The following is a 24,389-nucleotide window of genomic DNA, read 5'->3' on the forward strand; positions in this document are numbered from 1 at the left end:
CACCCCACCCCCGACAAACCCCATTCTCAACCAACACCCAACCCCACAGCTCACACCCCACCCAGCACACCAACTACCCACCCCCGGATCGACAGGTGCGCACCTGCCGGGTGGTTCTCGACAACCTTGACGCGGTCAGCCCCCGGCAAGCCGATCACCTGCTGGCCGATGCACGCAGGTTGGTGCTGACCTGGCCGCAGGTCAGTGTTCTGGCGACCACCCGGCCGGGCGTGGGAAGCGTAGAGGACAACGAACGCCTGCCCGTGCCGCCCTGGTCCTCTCGACGGGGTCTGGACCTGCTGCGCACCGTGCTCGGCGAGAGGCAGCCCAGGATCCCGGATCGCCACGAGACGCAACAACTCCTGACCAGTCCGCTGCAGGTGCACGCCCTGGCCAACCGCCTGCGCGCCGGCGGCGACACACACGTCTCCACCCGGGAGTTGCTCACCGAGCTCGCCGCCCTGATCCTCCAGCGCGAGCACCCGCAGGCCTCGCAGGACGTATGGGGGGCTCTGCCCCGCCTCGCCGCGCACATCCTGGACCAGCAGGGCCCCGTCCAAGCCAGTTCGTTTGCCCAGCAGCATCTGATCTGGGAACTCGAGGAGACCGGCCTCGTCGTCCACGACGGCGGTCTCCTGCGCTTCGCGCTCCCCCCTGTTTGAGCAGCACTTCGCCGCCCAGGCCCTGCGGGAGGGCCACACACTGCTCACGTCCGCCGCCGCCCCTCTCCCCTTCCCCCGCTGGCGATACGCCATCGCCTTCGTCGTAGCAGCCGCGCCAGACGAGGACGCCGAGGCGTTCATGCGCACCCTGGCGCGCACCAACCCGGCAGCCGCTTCCTGGGTCCTGGACGAGATCGCGACGGCCCCCGGGAGCAGAGGCCGGTCCCCGGGGATGCCGCCACACGAAGCAGCAACCGACGGCGACTACCAGGAGCACGTGCCCGCAGTGGCGCGCCGGCTGCGGGAAGCAACCCAGTATTGGCTTGCCGGCCTTGAGTCCCTCGCTTCTCTTCTCGCCCCGCACGAACGGGGCCACCTCGCCCCCTGGGCCGTCGACCTCGCTCATGACTGGCTGACCGTCGCGCAGGCGCGCCCCGGCGTCCTGGGCGAAGACCTCGTCGTGTGGGACGGCCTGGCCTCCATGCCCCAGCCGCTGACCCAGTTCCGCGACCGGACGAGTTTCCCCGCCCCGTTCGGACGCCTGGCCTGCTGGGAGCGGGCCCGCTCCCGGCTGCGCCCCGCCCTGGCCAAACGGATACAGCAGCGAACCCTGCCCGTCCCACCCGCCTCGCCTCTTGCGGCCGAACGCGCTTGGTTCCTCGCACGGCAGATCATGGCCAAGGGGCGTCCCTCCCGGGTCGGCCGGCACATCCTTCTCAGCGACCTGCAGTCCGAGCTGGACGTCTTGATGACCCAGGTCGCAAACACGGCGTGGGCATCGTGGCAGTGGGGCCCCGGCCACAAGATCGACTCTGACGACGTCCGCTGGCTCAGCGCCACCTGCACCACGTACAGGGAGACAGCCTCACCAGCCCCCGGCCGGCCGCCGACCGGATGAACCCCCCGCCCCGCTACTTCTGGCAGACCTACTCCCCCGAACTCACCCGGTCTATCACCGCCGACGTGCTGCGCGACGCCCTCACCGGCTACCGCGATCTGGTCGAACTCAACTTCCCGCGATTCGGGGCCGCGCTCGGCCTGTACAGCATCTTCCCCGTGCGGGCCGAAGGAGTGGTGGCGATGCCCGCCGACGAGTCGCAGCCCTCCACGGTCATGTACGCCCTGCGCCCCGATACGTCGTCCGCTCCGCACGACCAGCCGGTCGTGGATCTGAGCCGGTCCGACGAGCCTGACCTGCCCGCCGGGCCGTTCTGGGCGAACCTGCGTCAGGATCGTTCCTCGGCGTTCCGCCGCCCCGGCATCGTCCACCAGAAGGCACTGCTTCCCTACCATGAGCGCCAGGCCACGAACCTCGCGTACCGCTGGCTCGCCGAGGACCTGCACGCAGTCGGCTGGTTGGAGCGCACGGTGAGCTAGTCCGACTGACCGCCATGACGAGTTGGGCACGACCACGCGTTGAAACGCGCCACCGCGAAAGCGGTCTGGAAGGCTTCTCCCACGGAGCAGTGAACCCGGGGAGGGCCGTTTCAGTCCGCGGGCTTTTCCGGATCCCGGCCCCTTCAGCCCCTTGGTCCCTACCTGCCAACTGCTGCAGCGTCCCGGAGGCGCTGATGCGGGGCGTACGGCACCCCGAGGCCGGCGGCGAACGCGCGATGAAGGCCGCCGAGGCGGTGGCGGAGGCGTGCGCGTACCTCGGCCACACCTATCAGCGCCTCACCCCGCTCGATGACATCCTGGCCTCCAATCTGAAATGGCTGGCCGGCTACCGCCACCCCCGCAACACCGCAATCGCATTAAGACGGGGCCAGACAGGCCCTTCGCCGGTCAACCGGGGCCGAGCCGGCTCGAAGCACCACATTGTCGGCTTTGCCATGTTCAGCGAGCGGATTGCCGGGACCCGCTACTCATAGACTCGCGCGGCCATCACCATCTCTGCGATGAATTTCCAACTCGGTTGTTCCGGGACCTCTTCACCACGGTTTTGGAACCAACCTGGCGAGTCTTGTAGCCACGCCGACCAGGCAGAAAGGAAATCACTCAAGGAAACATTTTCCCATTCCTCCCGATTTGTCACGAAGTCCTCCGCTGCCGCCTGAAGAAACCCCACGAGGTCTTCCCGTGCGGTAACCTCCTGTACGCGTTGCGCTAGTACGCTCATCCCGCTCCTCGGACAACAATTGATGCACCATCATTAGTCGTGGTGAATTTCCACGACTCTTTCTCGACCTCCGCGGAAGTTGCACGCATGAAGCGTATATTCACACCCGCCTGCTGAAAGGTGTACAGCCGACGATTATCCAGCGTGTATATCTTTCCATCTCGCTCAAAAATCCGAATCGGCGGCACGTCTTCAGCAGTAATCTTACCTGCCTTCAAGTCGGCAATCGTCTCGTTGACACTCCTGCCATCTTTATACGTCCCCTTGATGCTGTCCTGACTGAATCTAACAGCTTTTGGAGAGATCGTCCCCTGGGCGGGCAGTCCTGGTCTCACACCAGGCTTAGGTACGCCTTTCCCTCCAAGACCAGGTATTGGGCCTCCCACCGGCCCAGTGCCGCCGTTTACGCTGCAGCTTATTGCTGGCACACCATCACGACCGGGGCCACCGCAGTTTGATGAATCACCCCCATACCAGAGGTTCTCAATCACTCTCTCAAAGAAGCTGGGAAGGTCTGGCAGGTCTTCGGTCGGCCCCACATTGACGTCATAAGACGGTGGCCCGCACGAGGAGAACGGGTAGGAACACGTGCCGTCGCCGGTTGCTCCAGTACTGCCGCCGCCGGTGCTGGGCGCCGGACCATCGCTTGCCTTGTCGTCCCCGTAGTTGAGCCCGTTTCCGTCATGGTCTGCGGGTTCCGGCATGGGATCCCCGTCATCGGGACACTCTTCGCCGCCTCGGCCGCAGGCCAGTCCGAGGCCGCTCGGATCCGAATTGGCTAGCGGGTTCTGTGCTCCGTAGCTGTAGCCGTTAAGGGTTTGGGGATGATCGAGTTCCAGAAGCGGGTCGACGCTGATGAACTGGCCGGTGGACGGGTCGTACTGGCGGGCGCCGATGTGGGTCAGGCCGGTGTTGGTGTCACGGGTCTTGCCGAGGAAACCCTTGTCGTCGGGCCAGGGCCCGTACAGCGGCGTGCCGCGGTCGGCGCCGAAGGGCGTGGTGTAGCGCTTGGTGAACGCCAGGGTGGTGGCGTCGAGGGCGAGGCTGGAGGTGCCGTGGTGGTCGGCCGCGAGGAATTTGAGCTTGCTGCCGGTGACACCTGCGGTTGCGGTGCGGACGGCGATCGTCTGGCCTGCGGCGGTGTAGTAGCGGGTTCCGGTGAGGGTCTTGGTGGTGCCTTTGGTGGTGAGGCGGATCTCGGTGTCGCCGGCGTACAGGACTGTGTCGCCGTCTGGGGTGGTGTTGCGGCGGATGAGGAGTTCGCCGGAGGCGCCGTAGAGGTAGCTGGTGCCGAGGGCGGGCTTGGTGCCTGCGGCGGGTTCGGTCGTGGTGGCGAGTTGGCCTTCGGTGTTCCAGGTCAGGGTCTGCTGGGCCTGGGTGCCGGCGCGGCTTTGGGTGTTGCCGGCTTCGTCGTAGGTGTAGGTCGCGGCCTTGGCGCCCGTGGTCGCGGACAGGGCGTGTGCGTGGTTCGGTGTGTTGTAGGTGTAGGTGGTGGTCTGGTTGCCGGTGGTGGTGTGCTGGGTTTCGGTGTTGCGCTGGCCGGAGGCTGTGTAGGTGTAACTGGTCCAGTAGGGGGCTGCGCCGTCGAGGTTGGCTGTGGTGCGGCCGGAGGTGGCGCAGTCGGCGGTCTTCGGGGTCCAGGCCTCGGTGAGTCGGCGGTGGCCGTCGTAGGTGAAGCACTGGTAGTCGGTCTTGCCGGTGCCGCCGAGGGTGGTGTTGTCGAAGAGCTTGGTGATGTTGCCTGCTTGGTCGTGTGTGAAGGCCAGGTCCTGCAGGCGGTAGCTGTGGATGTCGGTGGTGACGAAGGAGTTGGTCAGGCGGCGGGTGCCGGTCTCGTACGCGTAGTTGAGGTAGGTCTTCTTCGTGGAGGTGGGGTCGGTGGCGAGGTCGAGGCGGATCGGGTCGCCGAGCGGTGAGTAGTACCCGGCCTGGAGCAGGCCCTTGGAGGTCTTCTGCAGGCCGACGCCGGTGAAGTTGTAGCCGTTCTCGATGGCTTCGGATGGCAGTCCGGCGACAGCCGGGCTGCTGTACGAGGCGATGGTGCCGTCGAGGTAGTAGTTGGTGGAGAAGGTCAGGGTCTGCGGGACGCCGGCGGCGACCAGGGGTTCCTTGGTGCTGTCGGGGAGGATCAGCTGGCTTGAGGTGACCTGGTAGAGGTTGTTGTAGCCGGTGACCTTGCTGGTGTATGCCTTGCCGGTCAGGCCGCCGTCGTAGCGGACAGCGGTGTCCTGCTGGCCCTTCCTGAGGACGTCGAAGGTCCAGGCGGCGAGCTTGGTGGCGTCCGTCTTGGTGCCGTCCCACAGGCCGGTCTTGCGGCCGAGGACGTCGTACTCGTAGATGAGTTTCTTGCCGGGACGGGAGTCGGTGCTGCTGATGACCTGATCGAGGTTGTTGTACTCCGTGGTGGAGGTGCCCTTGTCAGGGTCGCTCGCGCTTACCTGGCGGCCGAACAGGTCATAGCCGTAGGAGAAGGTGGTCTGGTCGGGGCCGGTGACCGTCTTCTGCTGGCCCGCCGGGGTGTAGGTGAAGACGGTTTTGGTGAAGTCGCCGCTGGGCTGGGGACCGGCGTACTCACGGCGTTCGGTGGTCTGGCCCAGCGCGTTGGTGACCACGGCGACGGCCTGGCCGCCGGCCGGAGCGCTGGTGGTGACGGTGTCGCCGGTGTAGGTGGTGTCGGTGGTCCAGAGCGGGACGTTGTGGCTCTGGGTGATCGTGCGGATCGGGCGTGCTGCGCCGTCGTAGGTGGTGACGGTTTCGATGGGGGCCTGACCGCCGTCGACCTGGACCATTTTTCCGGACGGGTTGACGGCGTTGGCCCAGATGTCGCCTGACGCCTTCACCGCGAGTCCGCGCTCGTCATAGACGGTCTGTGAGATGACGCTGCCGCCGGACGGAGAGGGTATCTGGACCTGCCGGGGGCGAAGGAGCGAGTCGTAGATCTCGTAGCTGGTGTTGTAGCCGGAACCGTCGCCACGGGCTGTCGCGGTGGCCACCCACGGCAGGGCGGTGGCTGTGATGCTGTAGGTGTAGGTGTAGTTGGGGGATGCGTTCAGCACGCGTAGGCGGTTGGGCAGCCATACGCTGCTGACCCGGCCGAGCGCGTCATACGTGGATTCGGTGACCTTGTTGTTCGGGTCGGTGACCTTCGTGATGGCGCCGGTGGCGAAGTCCGCCAGGGTGGTGGTCTTGTGGAGCTTGGCGTTCTCCACCACCACCGAGGTCAGCGGCCCGGCCGCCTCAGGGGTGTAGGCGGTAGTGCCGGTGGTGGTGTCGTTGGCGTCCTTGACGCTCAGGGGACGGCCGAGGACGTCGTATGTGGTCGTGGACACCTTCTGCCAGATCGGCTGGCGCAGCGGTCCGTAGCCGGCTGCCCGACCCGTCCAGCGCACCTCACCCTTGGTCGGCGTCTGGGCTTCGGTCCACTCGGTGGCCGTGTCGTACGTCGCGGCCGTGTCCGAGATGACGTCACCGGAGCGGGAGGAGCCCCCGGGCAGGTCGAGGTCGTTGTCGGTGAGGGCGCAGGGGTCGGCTACCGGGGCGGGCTGGACGTTGGAGGTGACCCGGACGCGTGAGACGAGGCTGTTGATGCCCGCTGTGTCGTTGCGGGCGTACCAGGTGCGGGTGCAGGTCTCGTCGCCGAGCGCGGCGTCGTTGCCCTTGTCCAGGACCTTTACGGCCATGCCGTAGTCGTCGTAGGTGGTGATCGTGGAGCGGACCCGGTCGGCCGGGGTGCCGCTGGTGGTGATGTTGGTACGTGCGTGGCTGGCACCGGTGCGGACGTAGTAGGCCTCGGTGTCGGCGTATGACTTGTGCTGGGTCGAGGTGCGCTTGGACCAGGGGTCGTTGATGGTGCCGGAGACTTCCTGGGTCCCGTTGTAGGTGACGGTTTCGCGGGTGAAGCCGGCGTACTGGTCGGCGTCGGTGAGCGCCGGTGCCTTGATGCCGGTGACCTGGACGCTCTTGCGTGCGTCCGGATCCGGTAGTTTGCCGTCCGTGCCGAGGACGCGGTCGCCGTTCATGCCTTGCAGGTAGACGGTGACGGTCTTGGACTGGGTCTTGCCCGGCTGGCCGGTGAGGTGGGTGACCTTCCGGAATCCGCGCCAGATCGACCAGGTGCGTTCCTTCTCCTTGACCAGCGGGTCCTCGTTGTAGTGCCAGGCCGCGCCTTCATAGGTGTAGGTGTGCTGGACGGCCACTGCGCCGCCGTGGGTGTCGTTGGTGGAGACGGCCTGGACGGGGTATTTGTGGAACCAGTCCAGGATCGGGTCTTTCCCGCCGTTCGGTGCCCAGTACACCGGGTAGCAGCGGCGGGTGTTCGTGTCGGCCTTGGGCATGGTCTGTCCGGCGAGGCAGTCGGCCTGCAGGTAACTGACGGTGGTCTGCGCGCCGGTCTCGGAGGTGATGGCCTTCAGGCGGGGCTTGGTCAGCGGCAGGATGTTGTCCGTGGCGCCGTCGACCCGGTTCGGGCGGGACTCGTGGTCGAACTTGACCGGGTCGAGCGTGAGGTCCGTGCCACGCTTGCCGGTGTGCTGGATCTCATCGAGCCACAGCGTCTGGTCGGTGGAGTCGCCGGTGTCGCCCGGGTCGAGGTAGTGCTGCTTCAGTGCCCACGCGTCCACCGAGGCGTAGCCGGGAGTGGCGGCAGCAGCATCCCAGGCCTGGGTGGCGATGCCGGTCATGCGCTTGCGGGTATAGAAGGCGGGGCCGACGTTGCCGGTGCACTTCTGGTCGGCCTTGCATTCGGCGTCGAACGGCACGTCGGGCCAGTTGTTGCGGGTCGCGTCGGTCAGGGACCCGCAGTCCGTTTCGCACCGCTCGGCGTAGCCGAAGACGACCTTGTTCGAGGCTGCGGGGGTGGCGGAGAAGAGGGCTCCTGAGCGCTGGCCGTAGCGGATCTCGTTCAGGTAACCGCCGCGGATGTAGGCGGTACCGTTGGTGTCATCGCCGAGCATGTCGTAGTGATTGGCTTCGGCGGTGTACCAGTAGGACATGGCGTTGCCGTGGGTGTCCTCGACGTAGTCGAGGTTCCACCGCCAGGCCTGCTTCTCCTTGTACCGGCTGGCAAAGGTGGTGCCGTCGGCGTAGCCGGGCTCGCCGGTGTCGTCGCCGAAGACCGGAACGGTCCACACCGAGTTGGTGCGGTCGGTGGCTGCGGCGCCTTCGAGCTTGTTCAGGCCGAAGACGTACTTGGTGCCCTCGCTGGTGGTGATGGTCCAGTGTTCGCCGTTGTCGTCGCCGTTGTCCGCTCCGGTGGCCACGGTGACGGTGGAGGCGTCGTCGTTCTTCAGCCGCCATGTGCCGGTGGTGTCGTCCTTGACGAGCTCGGTGGCCTTGCCGTTCAGGACGAGAGAGGCGTTGTCGTACTTCCAGCACAGGTCGAACTTGTCGGTCTGGCCGTCGTCGTCACAGACGCCGTACTTGCGCTCGATGTAGGAGGAGGTGATGTCGAAGCCCTCACCGATCACCGTGCCCTGATTGTTCGTGGACGCGGTACGGCCGTCGACGCTGCCCGAGTCGTAGGAGATGGACAGCTGCGGCTTGGGTCCGGCCGCGGAGGGCGGAACGCGCAGCGGGTAGGACCAGGTGAAGGTGCCCGAGGAACCGCCCGCTTCCCAGGTGGAGGAGGAGGCCAGGGGGGTGGCCTTGTAGTCGCCGCCGCCGGACTTCGTTCCGGCCGCGACCGCCAGGACCATGGTCTGGCTGGTGGAGGCGACCTCATCGGACGACGCCGCGCTGCGGGTTGCATCGGTGAACGCCAGCTGGGTGCTGAGGCTTTGCTTCTTGCGGTGGTTGGTGAACTCAAACGGGGTGCGGGTGCGGCACTGCGCCGCGGACGGGCTGGTGAGCGCGCAGGTGGGCAGGCGCAGCACCTGGAGTCGGCCGGCCCAGTCGCCGCCGTAGGCGGAGGCGAAGGATGAGTAGTTGATTCCGAGTTCGGCCGCGCCGCCGGCGGCGGGACCGGTCACGGTCAGTGCGACGCCCTTGACGCCAAGTGCAGCCGCTTGCTTCTGGTTCAGGACGCTGACGGCCACAGTGGAGGCGACTGGCTGCTGCTTCTTGCCCTCGCTTTTGGGTCGCGCGAGGGTCAGTGGGAGGGCTCCGGGGGCTGCCTTGGCGGATCCGGTGGCCGGCAGGGTGAGCTTGGCCTGTCCAGCGGTTGGCCAGGTGACGTTCTTCGCCTGGTCCTTCTTGGCGCGGGCGATCTCTTCTCTGTCGGCGGCGGCGGCCTTCTTCATGGCCGCGTCGATCTTCTTGTTCACCTTTGCCGTGAACGGTGAGACCTTGGCCGACGTGAACTTCTGCAGGTCCGGGGCGCCCAGCGGTTCCGGATCGGCGGCGAACGCCACGGGTGTGAGAAAGCCGGGGACCATGGTGAAGCCGGCGACCGTGGCAACCAGCCGCGACCATCGCCTTCTGGAATCCCGCGTGTGTGCGCCCGGTCGGAATCTACCGGAGTTCGTCATTCCCTGCCCCCTGCTGTGTGCGGCCCCGGTGGGCGGCGGCTTGTGCACGGCCCTGCCGGCCGAGTCCATGCGTGTGCGTGTGCGTCTGCTGGTGGGAGAGGTCCGGGCCATCCTGGGCCCGGACCCCGCCGTGTGTTCCCGAGCCGCTAGACGCCGGAATCCGGAATCTGATTCAAGACCTGTGCCCAGGACATGGCTCCGGTCCAGACTCGAAGCTTCTGCAGCGCTCCGGGCAGGTAGTGCCCGGTGGCCCCTGCCGTGGTGCCGCGGCCGACGGCCAGTTCACCGCTGCCCTGCTGCGCCGCGGTGAAGGTGTCCTTGCCATCTCCGTCATGCATGGGAGAGCTGCCGACGTAGAGGTGCAGCTTGCCGTAGCGTGTCTCGTTCAGCTGCGGATTAGTCGGGTGCACCCACTCCCAGCTCTCCTGGGCATCGAACACACCTGTGACATCGGCGCCAGAGGGGTCGGCGCCCTCGCTCAACGGGGCGACCTGCGCGCTCTGCACCACCTGTCCCGCGCCGTCAACGGCGGTGCGGGTGAACTTCCACTGGTAGTCCCCCTCGGCAAACTTGACCACCCACAGGGCCCACGAGGATTCCCCGCCGGCGCGCTGTCCGGCGACCTGAGCCTGGTAACCGACCGGCTTCGTCCCAAGGTTCATCTCGTCCAGGCTGACCCGGGCTGAGACGGTGAAAGAACCTGTCTCATCGACTACTGGGCCGGTGGTGGTCGCATAGGCGGTGGTGCCGTTCAACACGATGCCCTGCCCGGCCTGAAGTGCCGCGCCGCCGGCCGGAGTCAGCGCCGCCTTGCGGTACGGCGAGGTGTCCTTGACTGCGGTGCCGGTGGCAGCAGCCGCATCCCACGAAGCGACGAGGGTTGTGGCCGGCTCACTGTTCTCCGTCAGCTCGGCCTCCTCCGAAATCAGCGGGCGGGACTGGGCGCGCTGCCACACCGCCAGTTCGTCGACGCTGCCCATGAAGTACTCGCCGGCCTTCGATGCCCCGACCCGCATGTCCTGCGTTGAGGTCCACGGCGCGTACGCGGCATTCACGCTGGACAGACCCACGCCGGTCGCGGGTCCTTGAGGGCGGCCGTTGACGAACAACTGAATCGTGTCGTTCGTCTTGTCCTGATCGCCCTTGGTATCGAACACACCCGCCAGGTGCGTCCACACGCCGGTCGGCGGGTTGGGCGTATCGGCGACAGCACTGACATAGGCCGGAGTGGAGGAGTCTGCGACCGCTTTGTTGAACACCCACTTCTTGGCGGTGCTCGAGTAGAAGAGGTTGAACGCGGCCGAGGAGTAGGTGCCTGGAGCCGAAGCGGCCACCCTGGTCTTGGTGGTGTCGGTCAGCATCACCCATGCCGAAATGGTGAACGACTTGGCGGTATCGACAGGCGCACCGCCCTGGGTGGAGGCGTAGCCGATCTGCTGCGCAGGGTCGGTGACGTCGTCGTTGAGCCGCAGGGAATGATCGCCCTCTCCGCGGCGCCCCTCGCCCGACCAGGTTGCAGCCTTGCCTGCCTGCTGATGCAGCTCCATCGCGTGACGGGTGGTTCCTTCGGTCGCGCTGTCGGTGCCGTCGTTGAAGTGCCAGCGTCCGACCGCCCCGTCCGGCTGGTCCACTTTGAACGTGAAGGTCGACACGGGGCCGTACCGTTCGCGCACGTCCTTGGCCGCCACGCTGAGTACGGTGGTACCCGCCACAGGCGGTATCACGTTGCTGATGGTGACGACATCCCCGTTGGCGTCGGAAGAGCCCACCACATGCGCACCAGCCTGGGTGGACAGGCTCCAGCGGTAGCCGGTGATGTCCGGGTCGGTGGTGTCAGCGGCGTCTTCGGGGTTGGGCTTGAAGGTGAAGGTGCCGGCCGTGCCGGGTTCGCCGCAGCCCGTATCCGCACAGGATGCGTTGTAGGGGGCGCCGGGTTCGATTACGGGAGCCTTGGGCGCGTCGAGGTCGATCTTGAAGTAGCACCAGTGGGAGTAGCCGGAGGAGATCGCCGTGGTGACGCCCTCATACGTCCAGAACGACTGGGTGAGCACCTTGAAGCGGTACACCGTGCCGTCGGCGCCGCTGGCCAGGCTCACTTTCTCCAGGTCGCCGTTGACGTCGTATCCGGACGTGGGTTCGTTGACCTGCCAGTGGTCGACGAAGCCTGAGGAGGTCTTCTTCTGCACGTAGAAGTGGGCCCGCAGGGATCCCTTCTCGGCGTCCGTGGCGGGCGGGTACAGGGTGCGGACCCTGCCCTGCAGCGTGGGGTCGACACGGGTGGCGACATCAGGGTTGTTGCCGTCCACCGAGCAGTGTGCCTCCGCGCCGTATCCCGGTATCGCTCCGACGTTGACCGGGTATCCGGGCTTGAGGACGTAGACGACCTGAAGGTCGGCGTTCTCCTTGAACCGCTTCCAGGCGTCCGGGTCGTTCTCGTCCTTGGCCCGCAGCATCAACGTCAGGCGGGAGAAGTTGCCGTCGGCGAACGAGCGGACCGTCTTGGTCAGATTCTCGTCCGTCTCCGCGGGGTTGTCGTTGAACTCTATCCACGAGTCCGGCTGGGAAGGCGAGCAGTTATCGCCCCGTCCCGCGGAGACCTGCCGGTCACCCATCAGGTCCAGCTGCGACGGCCCGGGCCAAGTGGTGGCGCTGGAGATGTTGTTGGTGCGCCACAGGTCCACCCACTGCGGGGAGCAGGAGAACGACCAGGTCTCATAGGCGCGGAAGGTGGCGTCGATGACGTACTTGCCCGCCAGCTTGGTCGGCGAGAACTCGAAGTACATGCGGTTGGTGTAGTCCGAGCCGCAGTACCAGGGGCCCAAACGGCTGCAGTTGCCGACACCGTAGTCACCGCTGAAGTTCCAGAAGCTGTCCCCGTCCGAGGACAACACCGTCCGCTCAGAGACGGTCAGCCCCATGGAAGGGTCGATGTAGACGGGGTAGACCGTGTCCGCGCCCCGCAGCACCTCCACATCCGGCTTCACGGCTATCTCGCCGTCGGTGACCTGCACGGGCAGGACCGCCGTGGCGTCCCCCTTGTCCGGCGACTGCGACTGCGGCACTTCACCTTCGGCAGGCTCATCCGAAGCGCTCACGGCAGAGCCGGTGAGCAGCTGCGTCTGGACGCCGGCGTCGCCGGCCGAATCCCACATCAGGCCGGCAGGGCCGTTGAAGACGGTGTTACCGTCCCCGTCGAACGCGCGCAGCCCTCCGCCACCACTCGCAGCGAGCGTCAGTCCTGCACTGGAGGTGGTCAGTTCCACCTCGTTCAGCTGCGGGTTCGCCGCCGCCTCTGCCGTCTTGACGACCAGCACCTCACGGTAGCCCTCGGATGTGGCCGTGAGCTGCAGGTCCACACCCTGGAAAACCTCCGGGTAGGTGGCCGTCGGACCCTCCAGCGTGGGCTTTGGCAGCTGACCGGGCCACCCCAGCGTCACCGAGCCCTCGACCGCGGCCATGCGGATCATGCCCGTGCCGCTGCCACCCGCGGAGAACGACAGATCAACCACGGAAGCCCTCGGCCCCACCGTCCCGTCCGCCCGGCGCTCCAGCGTCAGATCCACATCGCGCCAGGAGCCGTCCTTCGCCCTGACCCGCTGAGGCGTCGTCGACTGCGTCAGCGTGAACGTTCCGTCAGGATTCGCCTCAGTCCTGGAGTACTCGGTGCGCTCCGAGACCACCTCGACCGGCTCTCCTGTCCCGGCCGCCAACGCCGACGCGTCCTGCGCCGACACCGGCGCAGCGGCCCGCGGCCCTGCCGAGGCCTGGCCCGCCAACGGTGGAAGTACGGACGCCACCAACGCCACGGCCGCCAACACGACCGTCCTCCGGCGCCCACGACGCCACACTCCACCCACGACAGCCCCACCCCCAGGCTTACATGATCTTTACACAGATTCCCCACATCATGATCGCCCGGCATGACCCGGTCAAGAGGGCCTGGCCTTGGGCAGAGGCCGGACCTGTCGTGCTCACCATGCTCTCGGCGGCGCGGCCAGAAAACGGCGGTCCTCGCCTTGGCCGACGACCCCCACACGGGCTGGTCGGGCCCATGCTTGGTCAGCTGCGCCAGCGTCGTAGTCGCAACGGTGATCCGGTAGTTCACGCGCGGGATGCGGCGGGCGCGCGGTCGTAAAAGGCGGCCTCTCGGGCGGCCGGAGCCGCGCGGCGCCGGGCGGGGGCGAAGACGAACAGCGACGGCGGGAAGCGCCGCTCCACGGTCGGGCCGTTGCAGGTCTCCTGCCAGTGGCTGTGCGGTGTCGGCGTACGGGCTTTCCTCCCCAGTTGCCTACGGACCAACGTCCCCAGCTCTGGCCGCAGGCAGCGGCAGCGCGGCAGAGGATCTCGGTTGAGATCGATGCCCCGAACAGGGACACTCGCGCGATGAGCCCCAGCACATCGTCTGAACCGATCAAGCGAGGGTGGGACGAACCCTGGTATCGGGTCCGCACGGAGGACTTCCAGGCGTCGTTCCTGCCCAGCGACGGCGAGGACTTGGACGAGGTCTGCAACGTCGATGTCTTCGTGACTCTGAAGGACGGATCTCGTTGGACCGCGACCGTGTTCACCGTCACGGAAGTCGAGCGCCTGATGAGGCTTTGGGCAGGGACCGACGAGGCCCTCGGAGGCCGGTACTTCCGGGTCTCGGACGGCCTGATCGTCAGGGATCCCGGCATCGACAGCATGACCGGCGTAATCGCTGGCCTGCTCGAGAACGGCGAGTTCTCCGAGATCTTTCAACGGGAGATCAACAACTGATCAAGTGCTCGCCCGCGGGAAATGACGTGGGTCGTCAGGCCACGTCTGTGTCCCGCTCGATGGCCTTGAGGCGGTAGCTGGGGCCGTTGATGGAGATCACTTCGCAGTGGTGCAGGAGGCGGTCGAGGATGGAGGTGGCGAGGACTTCGTCGCCGAAGACCTGGCCCCATTCGCTGCACATCTTGTTCGAGGTCAAGATGATCGAACCCTTCTCGTAACGCTTGGAGATGACCTGGAAGACCAGATTCGCCTCGGCCCGCTCCAGAGGCTGATATCCCACCTCGTCGACGACGAGGACGCTGGGCCGCAGGTAGGTGCCGAGCTTGTTGAGCAGCCGCCCGGCGGCCTCGGCGGCTTTAAGGTTGCGGACCATGTCGTCGAGGCTGGTGAAGTAGATCAAGTAGCCGGCCCGGCAGGCCGCGACCGCCAGGGCGACGGCGATGTGCGTCTTGCCCACCTCGGGCGGCCCGAGCAGGGCGGCGTTCGCCTTGGCCTCGACGAAGGACAGGGTAGCCAGGTCCTTGACCTTGCGCGGGTCGAGGTCGGGAAACGCCCGGCGATGGCAGTCGATGAAGGTCTGCAGGTCCTGGCTGGTGATGAAGCAGCAGAACGGATCGCGGGAGTACGACAGCGTCATGTGGAAGGAGTAGACCTTCGGGATGCCCATGTGAGCGAGGATCATGCCCTCGTCGCCCCAGTCGACCTGGGCCTGGGCGCCGGGGATGACTTCGAAGCGGCGGTGCATGCCCGCCAGCTCCTTCGGGGTGATACCGAATTCCCCGGCGATCCTGGGGCGTGCTTCCTGGACGTAAAGCGCGACTCTCTGGTAGTTGCCGGTGAAGCCGTAGTCGCTGGCCAGCCGCTCGTGGATGACCGTGGCCTTCATCAAGATCTCGGCCCGCAGCATCGAGTCGATCAACGGCGCGAATTCGTCGATCACCCGTTGCTGGCGCGGCCCGTTCGAAGCCCGCCGCGGCGGTGAGGCCGGCCCCTCGCCAGCCAGGTACTTGCGGACCGTCCTGCGGTCCAGGCCCGTCTCCCGGGCGATCTCCGACAGGCTCATCGCCCCGGACTCCAACAGGCCAAGAAAGCGCCGCAGCTCCACCCAACGATACGGATCAAGGACCATCGTCAGCCGTCCTCCGCCACCCCGAACCGACGAGCAGCAGAGTGCCGAGCACCGCCCCTCCGCGCGTCAGAAACTGGCCGCGTTCACCCGTACGCGGTTGGGGACGTTCAGGTGTACGCCGACAGGTGGTGGAGGAACTGACCCGCGAGGACCAGGTCGCGGCCGCCGTCGCCCCGGACTTCCTGCGCCGCCCCGAGGTCGGCGCCCGGGTCGCCAAGGCGGACAAGGTAAAGGTCATCGAGGAACTGACCCGCGACGATCACGTCGCCGCCGAAGTGACCACCGGCCTGCTCCGGCGCCCGGACGTCGCCTTCCGTGCCATGTCGGACGATACCGCCCGCCACCAGGTCAACCACGCCCAGGTCGAACGCGGCCAGCAGGCCCGCGAACACTTCGAGGAGACCAGCCCGGTCGCCCCCGCAATCCGCAACATCGACCGATCGGTGGAGTTCCTGGACCTGGTCACCGCCTGCCACGCGTTCGTCGCGGCAGCCGGCCGCGTCGTCCCGGGCATGCGCGACCGCCAGCTCGGCGACGACGAAGCGTCATCCTCCACGAAAACGTCGCCCGCGTGAGGGCGACCCTGGACTGGATCGAGACGGCCATCGACACCGGCAAGGTCGACGTGGACGGCGAGCTGGCCCGCCTGCTGCAAGGTGAGTAGGCGATGCCTCGCGCTTCCGAGCGCAGATCACCCGCCTCCCAGCGACACGCCGACACCGTCCGGTTTGTGCTCTTCGAGGCCCGCCCGGCCGGTCTGACCTTCAACCAGCTGGTCCGCGCGGGCCTGGCCTGCCTGCGGGACACCATCGCCGAACGCGGCTGGCCTCCCCTGATCTGGACCAGGTCGGACGGTTGCAAGTTCTGCTCGGACCCGGCCGAGCTTCAGGCATACGAAGTCGCGATCATCCGGGAGAAGCTCACCGAGATCCGCCGGTTCATCACCGGTGTCGTCGCCCCGCACGCGGCCCTGCAACCGAAAGGCCGCTGGATCAAGCACCTGAACACGCAGCTCAGCTCGGTCGAGTCCACGCTCGACGTGATCGCCGACTACATCGAAGCCTGACCGGCTGGGCCGGCCCAGCCACTGTCTGCGGAGGGAGGGGGACCGTTGCTGCGGCGACGCTGCTATCCCTCCGACACCTTCGACGACGAATGGGCGCTGATCGAACCGCTGCTGCCGACTCCGGCCTGCGAGACCAGAACGGGCGGGCGGCCGGAGAAGCACCCCCGCCGGGAGATCGTGGACGCGATTCGATACGTGGTCGACACCGGCTGCAAATGGCGGGCCCTGCCCAGGGACTTCCCGCCCTGGCGCACGTGTTACGGCTTCATGGCCCGCTGGGCTTCCGCCGGCATCGTCGGGCAGATCCGTGACCAGCTCCGCAAGCATCCGCCGGGAGATGGGCCGGGCCCCGGGAGCGGTCGCCACCGTCATAGACTCCCAGTCGGTCAAGGCCGCAGAGACCGTGAGCCGTGACTCCCGCGGCTATGACGGCGCGAAGATAATCAACGGCCGAAAGCGGCACCTGGTCGTGGACACCAAAGGGCTGCCACTCTTCGTCATGGTCACCCCCGCCGACATGACCAACCGCGAGGCGGCCAAGGAAGTACTGTTCCGGCTGCGGCTGATGCACCCTGAGATCACCATCGTCTGGGCAGACTCCGGATATGCCGGACAGCTCGTGATCTGGGCAAAGACACACCTCGGACTGACCCTCAAGACCGTCAGCCGGCCGAAGGACGCCGTCGGGTTCGTCATCCTTCCCCGTCGCTGGGTGGTCGAGCGGTCCCTGGCCTGGATCATGCACGCCCGTCGGCATGCGCGGGACTACGAACGGCTCATCCAGCACTCCGAGTCGCTGATCACCTGGGCTGCTATCACGCTCATGACCAGGCGAATCACCCGCCGAAGTTCCCGCGGAAGCGGCCAGCCGACATCCCGCGAAGCCGACCGGGATTGATCGTTCTCAAGGTCAGGGTCATCACCTTGGCCCGCACCGGCCCGAAAACGCGGTCCTGAGCACACTCTCCCACCCACCGTCGACACCCGTCAGTCTCGCGGCGGCCAGGTCACGCTGGATCGCTTCGATCGGGGCGCAGGGGTATTCCGGCCCAATTCGGCCGCTACACGCGGTCGGGGCCACCCCGGTGAGCAGTCCACCAGCCCATGAGGACCTGGGCCTTGTCGTCGAAGTGGCGGTCCAGAAAGGACATTGGCGCGCGCAGCGGTATCCGACGTCCATCCGATACGTGCACAACCAGCGTCCGGACCCCAGCGGTCTTCCGGACCTCAATGCCGATGATGTCCCGCCACGCGATATCGCGCCGCCCGCCTCCGCGGAGGACGAGGAAGCTGTCGCTGAGCTCGACACGGTACTGAGGAACCAGGGCTGGAACGACCACGCTCGCGAGCATGGCGTTTGAGACCCACGTCCACAGCTCCCCCGCCGTCATGCGCCCACCAGTGGCCGCCACGAGCACGTACGCCAGCACCGTGCCCCCCAGACCGCCGCCCAGCACGGGCGCGGCGATCTGCACCACCCCCAGCCGGAAGGCTGGCGCGGCGCCACCGGCGCTGCTTGGGGCAAGGGGGCCGGCAGGGCCGTTCATACGGATCACCCTTCACTGAAGTAGTTCGACGCGGTCAACGGCGCCGAAGGTGAAACGTACAACCGCGCGGACGGGCCGCGTCGGTCGTGTCCGACCAGACCCCTTCAAATTCCAGTAAGCGGGTTGAGAAACAGGCACTCAGAAGTCGTTTCACCTGTGATGTGCGCTTTGACCTGAGCTTTTTGGCCAGAGGTTGGTGTCTCGGCGGGGCTGGTGGAGTGGTTGCGGCAAATGCGCCGGATGGGGTGACGGTTGGGGCGGTCTGCGGCTTGTGCCTGTCTCATCCCAGGACGCCCTTCGCGTGGTGGTGCTCCCGCCGTTCCCGGTTCACGCCTGGGCGCACGTCCCCGGTCGGCGGTGTGTTCAGGTCATGGCTGAACGTCGTGCGTATCCGAGTGATCTGTCCGATGCCCGCTGGGAGTTGATCGAGCCGGTGCTGAGCGCCTGGCGGACCGAGCGGCGCCGGCATGCGCTCGCCATCGGACGCCCACCCGAGCACGACCTGCGCGAGATCATGAATGCGATCCTGTACGTGGACCGCACCGGGGTGCAGTGGCGCTACCTGCCCCATGACTTCCCACCCTGGGAAACCGTGTACGGCTACTTCGCCAAGTGGCAGAACGACGGCGTGTTCGCGCAGCTCACCGGCGTTTTACGGCGGCTGTTACGGCAGAGGGAGGGCAAGCGCGCCGAGCCGTCCGCGTGCGTGATCGATGCCCAGAGCGTGAAGACCTCCACCAGCGTCCCGGCCGCCGGCCAGGGCACGGATGCGGCGACGAAGATCGTGGGTCGCAAGCGGAGCATCGTCACCGACACCCCCGGCCTGCTGCTCGCAGTGCTGGTCACGGCCGCGAGCGTGCAGGACTCCGTCGCCGGCACCCACCCCTCGATCCGCACAAGTCTGGGTGGACGGCGGCTACCGCCAGCACCTCATCGAGCACGCAGCCCGCCTCGGCATCGACATGGAAATCGTCCAACAACTTTCGGGAGCAGGGGATTCACCCCGCTGCCGAAGCAGGGGGGCCGTGGAGCGGACCTACGGGTGGCTGATGTTCCACCGCCGCCTCGCCCGCGACTACGAGCCCCTGCCCACCCGCTCCGAAGCCATGATCCACCTCGCCATGACCGACCTGATGGCCCGCCGCCTCACCGGCGAAGCCACCATCTCCTGGCGCGACCCGACGCCACGGGATAAAACACTAATTCCGGGATGAAACACAAGGACAAAACGACCTCTTAACCCCTCTATCTGGAGGCCCCCATGAGCAACACCCAACGCGACGTCGACTGCGCGGTCGCGAGAAATGTCCGCGCGCGCGAGTTTCGCTTCAGGCCGCCAGCGCGCCGACCTCTATTCCCCAACCCTTCTGTGGTGTCCGCCGATGTTCACCTTCGTCCGGCTGGACCACGGCGAACACGGCCTGCGGGACTCTCGGGCTGACCTACTCGCCGCTCTTATGGGGAGCCCCGTCGTGACGCGACTTTTCCTGGTCCTGTTGGCCACCGCTATGGTGTTTCTGGCTGCGATCATCGCTGCTGCGGGCGCGGCCAAGCTGGCCCGCCTCGACGGCGCAACGTACCCCGCCGCCCTGATGCGCGCGGCCACCGTCTTCGCGGCTGCCCTGACCCTGGTGGCCACTCTTACTACCGCCCTTGCTCAGGTCCTATCGTGAAGCCGCCGACGTGCTGGTCCCATGAGCAGTGCAGGCTCTGAACGGGAAGCGGAAAATAGCGCTTGGCCGTTGTCATATGGATCCGTCAACTGAACGGCGGGCGTGGTCATCCAGATGTCTCGACCTCGCTGGCTGCGCTTGGTATCGCTGGCTTGCTGGTCGGTCATCGTTCTGAGCACTGACCATCTTGATGACGTCCGCGACGGCGTTGTTCGATCAAGGTTGCTGCAGTGATGTCTCCTGTCTCGGCTGCCCTTTGGTAGAGCGCTGCGGCGCCCGCAGGATCGCCTGCGCGTTCGCGTAGTTGTGCCAGCTCATACAGCGCATTGGTGTAACCGCTAGCTGCTGCATCAAGTGCGAGTGCTTCGGCGCCGTCCTTGTCCCCGTCCTCCTCTCTCATGCGAGTGAGGCTGACAAGGGCGTATAGGTCGCCTGCCTCTGCCGCCCGTTGGTACAGCGTGTGGGCGACGTTCCTGGCGCCATATTCTTCCCGCAGGCGGGCAAGTTCGATGAGCGCATGGAGGTCGCCCGCCTCGGCTGCCTGCTGATAGGAGCGTTGGGCCCCGTTAACGTCCCCGGTTCGTTCACGTAGTACTGCCAGGTCGTACAACGTTTCGATGCCGCCAGACTGTGCTGCTTCCAGGGCTGTGACTTCGGCGCCGGCGCTGTCACCATTCTGTTCGAGTAGCAGGGCCAGGTCGTAGAGAGCTTCAACGCAGCCTGCGTCCGCCGCCTGTCGAAGGAGTTTCCTTGACTGAGTCTCGTCCCCCGCTCGCAGGCGTATAAGAGCGAGAGCGTAAAGGGCGATGGGATCTCCGGCCTCGAAGGCTCGGTAGCGGAGATGGTGGGCCCATGCGTGTTGCCCCAGACGCTGTGCCGCTCGGGCCAGATCACTCAGTTCCGCGGATGCCGTGGTGTGGGCTCCGGCCGCGTGCCAGAAGGAATCGGGCGGGCAATACCCGCGACGTGTGTCGCGCCCGTACTGTTCGAGGTAGTCGGCGAGCCGGAACACCACGGCCGCCTGCGGCGGACAAGGTGGCGCCGCAACATCACCGGATGGCAGGAAACTGGGCCGAAGGCGTGCGCGCGTCAAAGGAGCCTGCTTGCCGTGAACCGGCCTGGCAAGATCAGCGTAGGCCTCGTCTACCCAGTTCTCGCTGAGCTGGTTGAACTCTTGGTCTTTGAGGTAGCCGACGGCCGCATTGCTGAGAAAGTCTCGAGAGAGGTGTAGTCCAACTCCGAGGCGTCGGGCATCCATCGCTGCCTCAAGGAGCGCCCTGGAGGGTGGTGCAGCGCTGGTGTACCGGCGCAGCAACTCCGGTGCGCCAGCGAGGTCTTGTGTGACCTGTCCAGTGATCGCTGTCCGTGTGAGGCTGTCAGCCAGAAGTGGGTCTGCCTGCGCGAGAACGGCCGCTTGGTTCAGCTCTTCCTCGCGGAAGGCGTCGGGGACCGAGAGCATGCAGCCGGCGAGTAAGTCCCGAGTGCCGTTGTAAGGGTCATCGTCGCCGAAGGCTGTCATGGGTAGTGCGGTGTATCGATCGACAAACTCCGGCCAGAGGGTGCCCAGGACAAGTACTGGTCGGCGCTCAGGACTGGTCAAGAGGGCCCGTAACTGAGCTGCGACCTTCTCGCTTGTACGGGGATTGTCCATGTAGTGCTGCGCATCGTTGAGCCACACCACCGTGCGAGGCTCGACGCGAGTGAGGCCCGACCGGACGGCTTTTGCCCGCGTGGGATGAAAGGGATGCCACAACCGCCATCCGTCCTCTGCGAGCGGCTGCACTGCCTCCCAACACGCCCTGGTCTTGCCCGTCGATGAAGCTCCCACCAAGACCACGAGCCGGCTGCGGCCCGCTTGCACATCTCGGACTGCGGCGGCCAGCACTTGATCGTGGGGACGGACGACATAACTGGGCAACGCCTTCGCGACCTGCTCCCCCACCGCATGACGGAGAAAATTCTGCTTGGCGGGATGAACCCCAAGATCATGAGGGTCCCACTCACTGATCGGCCTACCCGGCTCATTGGACCTCTCGACGCTTTGGGCCGCTGCTCCAGCAGCGGTTCGCCGCAGACGCAAAAGGTCATCGACCGGTAACCGCAGGCGCCGCGCCAGCGTATTGACAGTCCGGGCTGACGGCACAGGACTGTCCATCTGGAACGCTGCATGAACCGTCGTGCGTCCTAACCCTGTCTGAACGGCAAGATCCGTCTTGCTTAGACGGGCCCGCTCCAACCCCTCGATGAGTAGCCTGCGCAATTCGATGAGCGCCGCTTGCGCTGGTGATGATCCTGGCACTCGTCCGTCCCTGTCTCGCTCCCCTGGCCGACGTTCATTTTGCTCCGGCAAGACCAGGCGCGGATCCTGTTGCCAGCATGCCACTCCGCTGAAGTGTGTTTGTTCGGAAAACTACTCGGGCTCCGTCAGGGCGATTACCGAAAGGGTGTTGCAGAAGGCCGTGATTACGCAGGCTGAAGCGGGCGGCTGACCTGTTGTCTCATGCGGTGAGGGCGAGGTTGTGCATGCGGGCGACGGGCTGGACAGCGTGGTGGAGGCCGTCGCCGCGCTGCCGGCAGTCGCGGAGGATCTTGTAGTTCTTCATGCGGGAGAAGGTGTGCTCGACGCGGGCGCGGACCTTGCGATGCTGCGCGTTGTCCTCTTCCTCGCCTTGAGCAGGGGCCCGTCCGGGGCGTTTACGGTGCGGGACGATCAGGCCGGTGTTGATGTAGGCGCCGTCGCCGAGGACCGTCACGCCCTGGCAGTACTCGGCCAGGCCGGAGTCCCGCCAGGCCTTCGCGTCCGCCGTGTTGCCGGGCACCGGCCGGGCCGCGGCCACCACCAGGCGGGACTCGGCGTCCACGATGACCTGCACGTTCGCCGAGAACCGGTAGTTGCGTGAGGACGCTCCGACCTTGCGGTCGCGGACCGGGACGAGGGTGCCGTCCACGATCCACAACCGGTCGGTGGCATCGGCGGGGGCCCGGGCTGGCTCGAGTGCGAGCATCGGACCAAGCCTTTGGATCACCCGGCACACCGTCGCCGGTGAGACACCGAACAGCGGGGCGAGCTGCCGCATGGTGAGGTTCGTGCGGTAGTACACGGCCACCAGCAGCACCCGCTAGGGCCTGTCCGAGGGGTCGCGTGACAACCTGACTTGTAAATCGTTCCGTGCCATGTGGGGCGGGGTGATCTGACAGATGCGGAGTGGGCCCGGCTGGAACCGCACCTGCCGAGGAACGCCGGGGTGGGCGGTGGAAGAGCCACCGTGTGGTGATCAACGGCATTCTTTTCCGGCAACGGACCGGCATCCCGTGGCGGGACCTGCCCATGCGGTTCGGCAAGTGGAAGACGGTGCATGACAGGCATCGCAGGTGGCCGGCGGACGGCACGTGGGACAGGATTTTGCGGGCCGTCCAGGCCGACGCCGATATCGAGGGCCGTCTCGACTGGACGATGGCGGGGGTGGACTCGACGGTCTGCCGGGCGCACCAGCACGCGGCTGGTGCACCAAAGCGGCCTCCGCGAGTCCTCGGTCGGCGGAGTCAGCCCGCTCATCATCGGGACGATGAAGGGATGGGCCGCTCCCGGGGAGGGCTGACCACGAAGATGCATCTGGTGGGTGAAGGCGGGCGGCGCCCGCTAGCCGTACTGATCACACCGGGGCAGGCAGGCGATGGGCCGTGGATGATCCCAGTGCTGGAGCGCGTCCGTGTGCTGCGCCCGGCCGGCGGGCGTCCTCGCACTCGTCCGGAGCACCTCAGCGGCGACAAGGCGTACAGCTCCCGCCGCAACCGCCGCTATCTGCGACGCCGGCAGATCAGGCACACCATCCCCGAGCGCCGCGACCAGCGGACCCACCGGCAAAAGCGCGGCAGCAAGGGCGGCCGGCCCGTCGGCTTCGACCGGGCCCGGTATGCCCGCAGGAACGAGGTCGAACGAACGATCAACGCCCTCAAAGGCTTCCGCGCCGTGGCCACTCGATTCGACAAACGGGCTTACGTCTTCCACGGCACGGTGACCGTCACCGCGATCCGGCTGTGGCTTCGCTCCTGAGCCCTTCCCGCTTACTTCCGATTCACCCCGGTCTACGCAGGACGGGGCTGTTGGCGGATGTGTACTCGTCGGCGATGTTGAACACGCTGGCACAGCGTGGGCATTCGGCCTTGCCGAAGAGGTGGGCGATTCCGTCGGCGAGGGCTTCGTGCCCGTCGCGGACGGCAGTCTGGTGCATCCACCGGCCGATGCCGGAGAGCTCCTCGCGGGCCGCCGGCCGTAGACCGAGACGGTCCACATCGCCCAAGTGCCAGTCCCGGATCGCCGAGTACCGCCCGTGGTCCCCGATCGCGATCGTCACCTCCACGGCGCAGTGGGGGCAGGCCAGGTGGTAGAAGTCGTCCGTGAACTCCCCCAGAACGGCACTCCAGTGGTACTGCTCCTTTGCCGCGAGCAGATCGCGGAAGGTCGCGAGGTAGTCGACCGGCCGCGCTTGCAGGTGCAGGTCCAGCAGCTCGCGGAACTCCGCGATCGCATCGGCGCAGCCCGCCAGCAGGTCGTCGCAGCCGTGGTGCCCTGCCGCGCACCGCAGGATCGTCCCGGCCAGTCCACGCGCCCGTGCGCTCCTTGAGGCGAGACGCACCAGGCGCGGCAGGGCGGCAAAACTGGCGGGGAAGACGAGCTCGCACTCCAGGACCAGCCGGTATCCGAGCTCCTCCCACGCCTCGGCGTCGTCTCCGAGCTCTACCCGTTCCAAAAGCGCGGGAACGCGATCGACGTCCCCGTAGCAGTCGTGCATCTGCGTCCAGTTCACCACCTGGGCATTAAAGCGCCCCAGGGCAGCCCGGGTGGACGCCCCTGTTCCTGACCCACCGGACAGGCCCTAGGTTCTGTCTCTTTGGTCAGCGTCGGGTCCAGATGAGGATGCTCGCGAGGTGGAGTGCGCCCTGGTAGGCGATCGCGAGCTTGTCGGTTCG

Annotated in this window: 14 protein-coding genes and 4 pseudogenes; 11 read left to right on the forward strand and 7 right to left on the reverse strand. The window is 66.7% G+C overall.

The features are described from left to right. Positions 1-230 precede the first annotated feature (230 nt). The 4 genes from ACF1A1_RS38455 (at position 231) to ACF1A1_RS38470 (ending at position 2,533) form a co-directional block, all read left to right on the forward strand. Entirely contained in the window at positions 231-662 is a 432-nt protein-coding gene (locus tag ACF1A1_RS38455; protein ID WP_392006743.1) for a hypothetical protein, read from the forward strand. A 139-nt stretch (positions 663-801) separates the two neighbouring features. Beyond that, positions 802-1,560, forward strand: coding sequence for a hypothetical protein (locus tag ACF1A1_RS38460; protein WP_392006745.1), 759 nt, complete (start codon positions 802-804; stop codon positions 1,558-1,560). Next, entirely contained in the window at positions 1,557-2,039 is a 483-nt protein-coding gene (locus ACF1A1_RS38465) for a hypothetical protein (RefSeq protein ID WP_392006747.1), read from the forward strand. The genes ACF1A1_RS38460 and ACF1A1_RS38465 overlap by 4 nt, the downstream gene beginning before the upstream one ends. A 194-nt stretch (positions 2,040-2,233) precedes the next feature. After that, entirely contained in the window at positions 2,234-2,533 is a 300-nt protein-coding gene (locus ACF1A1_RS38470; protein ID WP_392006749.1) for a hypothetical protein, read from the forward strand. 244 nt (positions 2,534-2,777) lie between these two features. Here ACF1A1_RS38470 and ACF1A1_RS38475 read toward each other — a convergent pair whose 3' ends face one another. Both ACF1A1_RS38475 and ACF1A1_RS38480 read right to left on the reverse strand, forming a co-directional pair. Further along, a complete protein-coding gene (locus tag ACF1A1_RS38475) occupies positions 2,778-9,245 on the reverse strand; it encodes an RHS repeat-associated core domain-containing protein (protein ID WP_392006751.1) in 6,468 nt (2,155 codons plus the stop codon). A 146-nt stretch (positions 9,246-9,391) separates the two neighbouring features. Continuing rightward, complete coding sequence (locus ACF1A1_RS38480; RefSeq protein ID WP_392006753.1) at positions 9,392-12,979, reverse strand: LamG-like jellyroll fold domain-containing protein; 3,588 nt, start codon at positions 12,977-12,979, stop codon at positions 9,392-9,394. Between the two features lie 649 nt (positions 12,980-13,628). Between ACF1A1_RS38480 and ACF1A1_RS38485 the strand changes: the two genes are divergently transcribed. Further along, positions 13,629-14,003 (forward strand): hypothetical protein, encoded by a 375-nt coding sequence (locus ACF1A1_RS38485; protein ID WP_392006755.1) that lies wholly within the window; start codon positions 13,629-13,631, stop codon positions 14,001-14,003. Positions 14,004-14,037: 34 nt separating this feature from the next. Here ACF1A1_RS38485 and istB read toward each other — a convergent pair whose 3' ends face one another. Then, positions 14,038-15,132 (reverse strand): IS21-like element helper ATPase IstB, encoded by a 1,095-nt coding sequence (gene istB / locus ACF1A1_RS38490; RefSeq protein WP_392006757.1) that lies wholly within the window; start codon positions 15,130-15,132, stop codon positions 14,038-14,040. A gap of 143 nt (positions 15,133-15,275) precedes the next feature. On the opposite strand from istB, the pseudogene ACF1A1_RS38495 reads away from it, so the two are divergent. The 3 genes and pseudogenes from ACF1A1_RS38495 to ACF1A1_RS38505 form a co-directional block, all read left to right on the forward strand. After that, positions 15,276-15,796, forward strand: a pseudogene (locus tag ACF1A1_RS38495) (DUF6192 family protein); the annotation flags it as partial. Positions 15,797-15,799: 3 nt separating this feature from the next. Further along, complete coding sequence (locus ACF1A1_RS38500; protein WP_392006759.1) at positions 15,800-16,198, forward strand: RacP protein; 399 nt, start codon at positions 15,800-15,802, stop codon at positions 16,196-16,198. 48 nt (positions 16,199-16,246) lie between these two features. Continuing rightward, positions 16,247-17,096, forward strand: a pseudogene (locus tag ACF1A1_RS38505) (IS5 family transposase). A 163-nt stretch (positions 17,097-17,259) separates the two neighbouring features. Here the strand turns inward: ACF1A1_RS38505 and ACF1A1_RS38510 are convergent. Then, on the reverse strand, positions 17,260-17,745 hold the full coding sequence (locus ACF1A1_RS38510; protein ID WP_392006761.1) for a hypothetical protein: 486 nt from the start codon (positions 17,743-17,745) through the stop codon (positions 17,260-17,262). Between the two features lie 370 nt (positions 17,746-18,115). Here ACF1A1_RS38510 and ACF1A1_RS38515 point away from each other — a divergent pair. Continuing rightward, positions 18,116-18,959: pseudogene (locus ACF1A1_RS38515) on the forward strand (IS5 family transposase). Between the two features lie 168 nt (positions 18,960-19,127). After that, positions 19,128-19,418 carry a hypothetical protein gene (locus ACF1A1_RS38520; RefSeq protein WP_392006763.1) on the forward strand — a complete coding sequence of 97 codons (291 nt, stop codon included), beginning with the start codon at positions 19,128-19,130 and terminating at the stop codon, positions 19,416-19,418. A 163-nt stretch (positions 19,419-19,581) separates the two neighbouring features. On the opposite strand, the gene ACF1A1_RS38525 is transcribed toward ACF1A1_RS38520, so the two are convergent. Both ACF1A1_RS38525 and ACF1A1_RS38530 read right to left on the reverse strand, forming a co-directional pair. Continuing rightward, on the reverse strand, positions 19,582-21,099 hold the full coding sequence (locus ACF1A1_RS38525; protein ID WP_392006765.1) for a tetratricopeptide repeat protein: 1,518 nt from the start codon (positions 21,097-21,099) through the stop codon (positions 19,582-19,584). A gap of 817 nt (positions 21,100-21,916) precedes the next feature. Then, positions 21,917-22,537, reverse strand: a pseudogene (locus ACF1A1_RS38530) (transposase family protein); the annotation flags it as partial. A gap of 57 nt (positions 22,538-22,594) precedes the next feature. Here ACF1A1_RS38530 and ACF1A1_RS38535 point away from each other — a divergent pair. After that, positions 22,595-23,472, forward strand: a protein-coding gene (locus ACF1A1_RS38535; RefSeq protein ID WP_392006767.1) for an IS5 family transposase whose coding sequence is annotated in 2 segments (ribosomal slippage) — positions 22,595-22,646 and positions 22,646-23,472 — 879 coding nt in all. Because the reading frame shifts where the segments join, the coding sequence is not laid out codon by codon here. 22 nt (positions 23,473-23,494) lie between these two features. On the opposite strand, the gene ACF1A1_RS38540 is transcribed toward ACF1A1_RS38535, so the two are convergent. Next, a complete protein-coding gene (locus ACF1A1_RS38540) occupies positions 23,495-24,229 on the reverse strand; it encodes a hypothetical protein (protein ID WP_392006769.1) in 735 nt (244 codons plus the stop codon). Positions 24,230-24,389: the final 160 nt, after the last annotated feature.

This window comes from Streptomyces sp. NPDC014995, from assembly GCF_043080745.1.
Lineage (GTDB): Bacteria > Actinomycetota > Actinomycetes > Streptomycetales > Streptomycetaceae > Streptomyces.